The sequence below is a fragment of the Skermanella sp. genome, assembly GCF_059503625.1.
Map to the genome: position 1 here is coordinate 1 of NZ_JCACHA010000963.1, position 4,641 is coordinate 4,641.

General features: G+C 62.4%; 4 protein-coding genes. All 4 read left to right on the forward strand.

Going from position 1 to position 4,641, the window contains the following annotated elements; all coding sequences use genetic code 11:
* Positions 1-738: LamB/YcsF family protein (locus AC5JJ6_RS35375; RefSeq protein ID WP_496046531.1), on the forward strand; the 738-nt coding region annotated here is incomplete at its 5' end.
* 83 nt (positions 739-821) lie between these two features.
* The gene (locus AC5JJ6_RS35380) at positions 822-1,043 is read left to right on the forward strand and encodes a hypothetical protein (protein ID WP_496046532.1); all 222 of its coding nucleotides are present in this window, start codon (positions 822-824) and stop codon (positions 1,041-1,043) included.
* Between the two features lie 250 nt (positions 1,044-1,293).
* Positions 1,294-2,826: a vanadium-dependent haloperoxidase gene (locus tag AC5JJ6_RS35385; protein WP_496046533.1), complete on the forward strand. Its 1,533-nt coding sequence runs from the start codon at positions 1,294-1,296 to the stop codon at positions 2,824-2,826.
* Between the two features lie 306 nt (positions 2,827-3,132).
* The gene (locus AC5JJ6_RS35390) at positions 3,133-4,446 is read left to right on the forward strand and encodes a ferritin-like domain-containing protein (protein ID WP_496046534.1); all 1,314 of its coding nucleotides are present in this window, start codon (positions 3,133-3,135) and stop codon (positions 4,444-4,446) included.
* Positions 4,447-4,641 lie beyond the last annotated feature (195 nt).

Below are 4,641 nucleotides of genomic sequence, written 5' to 3' on the forward strand. Positions count from 1 at the left end.
AGCATGGGCGACGACGGGGCCATGCTCGACATCGTATCCTCCGCCAACCTGGCCTGCGGCTTCCATGCCGGCGATCCCGTCATCATGACGGATACTGCCAAGATCGCCCGTGAAAAAGGCGTCGCCATCGGTGCCCATCCGGCCTTCTTCGATCTTTGGGGCTTCGGCCGCCGCCGGATCACAGGCGACAGCCCGGCCGACATCGAGAAGATGGTGGCCTACCAGATCGGCGCCCTGCAAGGCGTCGCGGCCCTGGCCGGCCACCGCGTCACCCACGTCAAGCCGCACGGCGCGCTTTACAACATGGCGGCGGCCGATGCCGCCCTTGCCGGCGCCATCGCCAGGGCGATCCGCGCCGTCGATCCCGGCCTGCTCTTCGTCGTACTGCCCGGCAGCGAGATGGAGCGGGCCGGCCATGCCGCCGGTCTGGCCGTGGCCTGCGAGGTCTTCGCCGACCGGGGCTATCTGGACGACGGCAGTCTGGCCCCGCGCGGGCAGCCCGGCGCCCTGATCCACGATCCGGAGGAAGCGGCCCGCCGTACGGTGGAGATGGTGACGGCCGGCACGGTCCGGGCGCTGTCCGGCAGTACGGTTCCGGTCAAGGCCGATACGATCTGCATCCACGGCGACAGCCCCGCCGCCGTCGCGATGGCCAGGGCCGTCCGGAGCGCCCTGGAAGAGGCCGGAGTTGCAGTCCGTCCGATGCACGAGACTAGCCGCCCAGCCAACTCCCGATAGTTCTTGATGCTGAAATATAACCGTTTCTCACAGCCCCGGCGGCTCTGATCTTTCTTATTTGCGTTGCGTATCGCGGCTTCAGCGTGATCCTCAAGTTAGCCGGACGCACCAAGGCCGCCATGGCGGACCGGTTCATCGAAGGCGCCAATGCGGCAGGGGTCCCGCTGGAAGTGCTGCACCGGGTCGCCTCGATGGCCAGCGGCGGCGGTGTTCGCCATGATCGGCGTCTGCTACCTGACCGGTATGGTCTGATAGCCTCAAGGCAACAGGCAGGTGCTGGTTTCAAGGACCTGCTTGTCATTTGAAAGACCAGCAAGCCAGTGGTTTTTACCACCGCTTCTTGCAGCTTTTGGCGATATCTTCCCGAGGCTCAAAAAAAATTCAAAGTGCTATCCCAGAGGCCAAGACTTCGTAATGTTTTGAATATGAGGATTTCAGGTTTCATCTATTAAGTATAACCCGATGAAAAACGCATTCAATCAGAGAGAAAAATCACATTTTTTCCATTGATTATTTGGCCTGATATCTTCCTCACTGCAATGAGGAAACAGCAACATGGCACCCAACGAAGCCGTCACCAACCTGCAATCTCCTCCGACGACCGCAGTATCCACCGCTGCCACGATGTCTCCGGCATCCGCTGCAGCCGACATCATCCTGTACTGGAATGCCGTGGCGCTCGAGGCCAATCGCGAGTCGCATTCGGTCCCGAATGGCGAACAGACCGGCCCGACGCTCAGCGCTCGTGCGCTCGGGATCGTTCATCTGGCCATGCACGACGCCTTCTTCGCTATCGACGGCGGGCATCCCCTCTACATGGCCCTGCCGCCGAGTTCGCCGGGCAACCCCATTTCCGAAAGAACGAACATAGCCGCCGCAGTATCCGCCGCTGCCTGCACCGCCCTGTCGGCCCTCTACCCGAGCCAGCGGGCGAAGTTCGAAGCGGCCGTTCTCGGCGCCGGGATCCCGGCCGCGGATGCCGCCGCCAGCGGTGCATTCGGACGGGCGGTCGGACACCGGATCTTCGCCAGTCTCGCGATCAAGCCGCACGAACCCGGTGTCGGCGACAAGGAATACGAAGCTTCCTTCGCCCATGGTCACCATCGGCAGGATCCGGACAATCCCGGACAAGGGTTCTACGGACCGTTCTATGGTGCGACAGCCCGGACGATGGCTGCATTCAACGGCCATACGCTTGCCCCGCCGCCGATGTCCGACACGCTCGGCTACGAGGCGGCGCTGGATCAAGTCATCAGGAAAGGCGGCGCCACCGCCCTCAATACGACGGATCGCTTGTCCAAGGATACGCTGATCGGCGTCTACTGGGCCTATGACGGCGTCAAGTCGATCGGGACGCCGCCCCGGCTCTACAATCAGATCCTGCGCACAATCGCGCGAAGCAAGAACAATTCCGAGGCCGCCAACGCCCGTCTGTTCGCTCTCGTCAACGTGGCGATGGCCGACGCCGGGAAGTTCTGCTGGCACGAGAAGTACAGATACGATCTCTGGCGGCCGGTGCTGGGGGTGAGGGAGCACGATCGGTCCATGGGGCCGACCGGCATGCCCGCCAGCACTCTCGATCCCGCATGCCATCCGTTCTGGCTGCCCCTCGGTGCGCCGAAGACCAACGAGCCGGGCGGCAGGAACTTCACGCCGAACTTTCCGGCCTATCCCTCCGGCCACGCCACGTTCGGCGCTTCCGCCTTGCAGATGATCCGCCGGTTCTATGGCAATTTCACTCCGGCCGAGATCGCTGCCGGCGCGCAGACGCCGGATACGATCGCCTTCGACTTTGTCTCGGACGAGTTGAACGGCATCAGCGTCGATACCAACGGGACCGTCCGTCCACGCCATGTTCGTCATTTCGACAGTCTGTGGCATGCGATCTTCGAGAACGGCCTGAGCCGCGTCTTCCTCGGAGTCCACTGGATATTCGATGCTTTCGATGCGGCAGACGTGATGGTCGACCCCGAAACCTTCAAGGACCCCGCCGACATCGAGTATACCAAGCAAGTGGGCGGCGTTAAGCTCGGCTTGGACATCGCCAACGACATCTTCGACAACGGCCTGAAAGCCGGCACTCCGTAACCGTCTGCCGGACGGTCCGGTCCTGAAAAGCCTTCGCGGAAGCCGGTAACCCCGGACTCCGCGAAGGCGCCGGCATGTCCGGAATTGGGGCACGCTGCATCGGGCATTCCCGTTGATGCATCGGCAGGATTGCGGCCACTGATAAAACCAAAGATAGTGCCGATTCTCACATAACGAAAAGCGGATTTCGACCAATAATACCTGACTTTGAAAAGGCAAAACGACGGGAGTTTATTGAAGATGTCTCCTATGAAGTCTTTTTCCTGCAAGAGAGACGATAAGACGAGTCCTGTCAATACATCGACGATGCCGACACGCCGCTTGTTCCTGGGGATGGCGGGCGCACAGGGCATCGTTCTGCCCGCCGCCTGCGCCGCTCTCTACGATCTCGCTCAGCCATCTCCTGTCGCTGCCGCCAAGCCGGCGCATAAACCGGCACATAAGGGCGCCATCCGACCGGACCCCGGACTGGAACCGGCACAGGCCGGGATCGTGCGCGATTTCATGCATCCGAAGCTGGAATTGACGCGCCTGCTCCACGAAGCCGCGGAGATCGAACATGCCCTGATGGTGCAGTATCTCTACGCCGCGTTCTCCCTTAAGCCGGAATACGAACAGGTTCGGGGGACCGGTGCCCCCAACGCCGACGATCTCGTCGGCGTCGCCGTCCAGGAAATGCAGCATCTCGGCGCAGTCAACCGGCTCCTGGTGGATCTGGGGGCCGCACCGCATATGGGCCGCCAGGACTTTCCCTACGAACCGGACCTCTACCCGTTCCCCTTCCGCCTGGAACCGCTGAGCCGGCACAGCCTTGCCAAATACGTCTTCACCGAAGCGCCGGAAGGCGCGCTGGACACCAGACAGGCCCGGTCGGCCGAAGACCGCCGCTTCCTCGCCGAACTCCGGACCGTGCTGGGCGGCGATATCAGGCCCAACCATGTCGGGACCCTGTACGGGACGATCATCGACCTCGTGTCGGAACTCCAGGCGACTCCCAATACCAACCGGCATCCGGATCTGGACACCTGGAAGGTCAAGCTCGAAGACATCAAGGGGGAGGGCGAGATCGATCATTACCACTTCTTCAGGAACCTCTTCATGGGCCGGCACGCCGGGTTCGGGCAGCAGCCGGACATCTGGGGATTGCCGCAGGCCGACCCCGCCTATCCTTCGTACCGGCTGCCCCTGGACCCCTGCGCCTACAAGGGACATCCCAACGAAATCGAGGATCCCGTAGCGCTCGGCCTGGCATGGCTCGGGAACCTGGAATACTGGACCACGCTGTCCCTGCTCGACATCCACTACCGCGAGGACGGCGATGCGGCGCTCGATCTGGCGCGGGCGCATATGCTTGGCCCGCTCTGGTCGATAGCCACATATCTGCCGAAGCTGGGCGCCGGCATGCCGTTCGACCCGTTGAGCCTGGGCTACGCGCCGGGCAGGACGCCCGCCGAGAGCGTGCAACTTACGGCTCTCCTGGTGCGGGAAGCGGCGCAGATCGCCCGTGCCCTTGAGAAGCATCTGCCGGGCGACTTTCCGGCCGGCCAGCATGCAGAGACGATAGCAGCGCTGGAAACGGATCTGGTAGCACTGTTGCCGGGAGGAAACATGCACCGCTGATCGGCGGCACCGCCCTGCACAGGGGGCAAGAAAAGGCGTTCATTGTGCCAAATAGCACTGTCCGGTACGAATTTTGGGCTGATAAAGTTCCGCATATCGCTCGTGTGTGGTTCGATCTACCGGAGAGTCGGCATGACGTCCAAGCTTTCGCGGGTACGGAACGGCAAGGAAACTCTTGAAAACTTCGAAATCTTC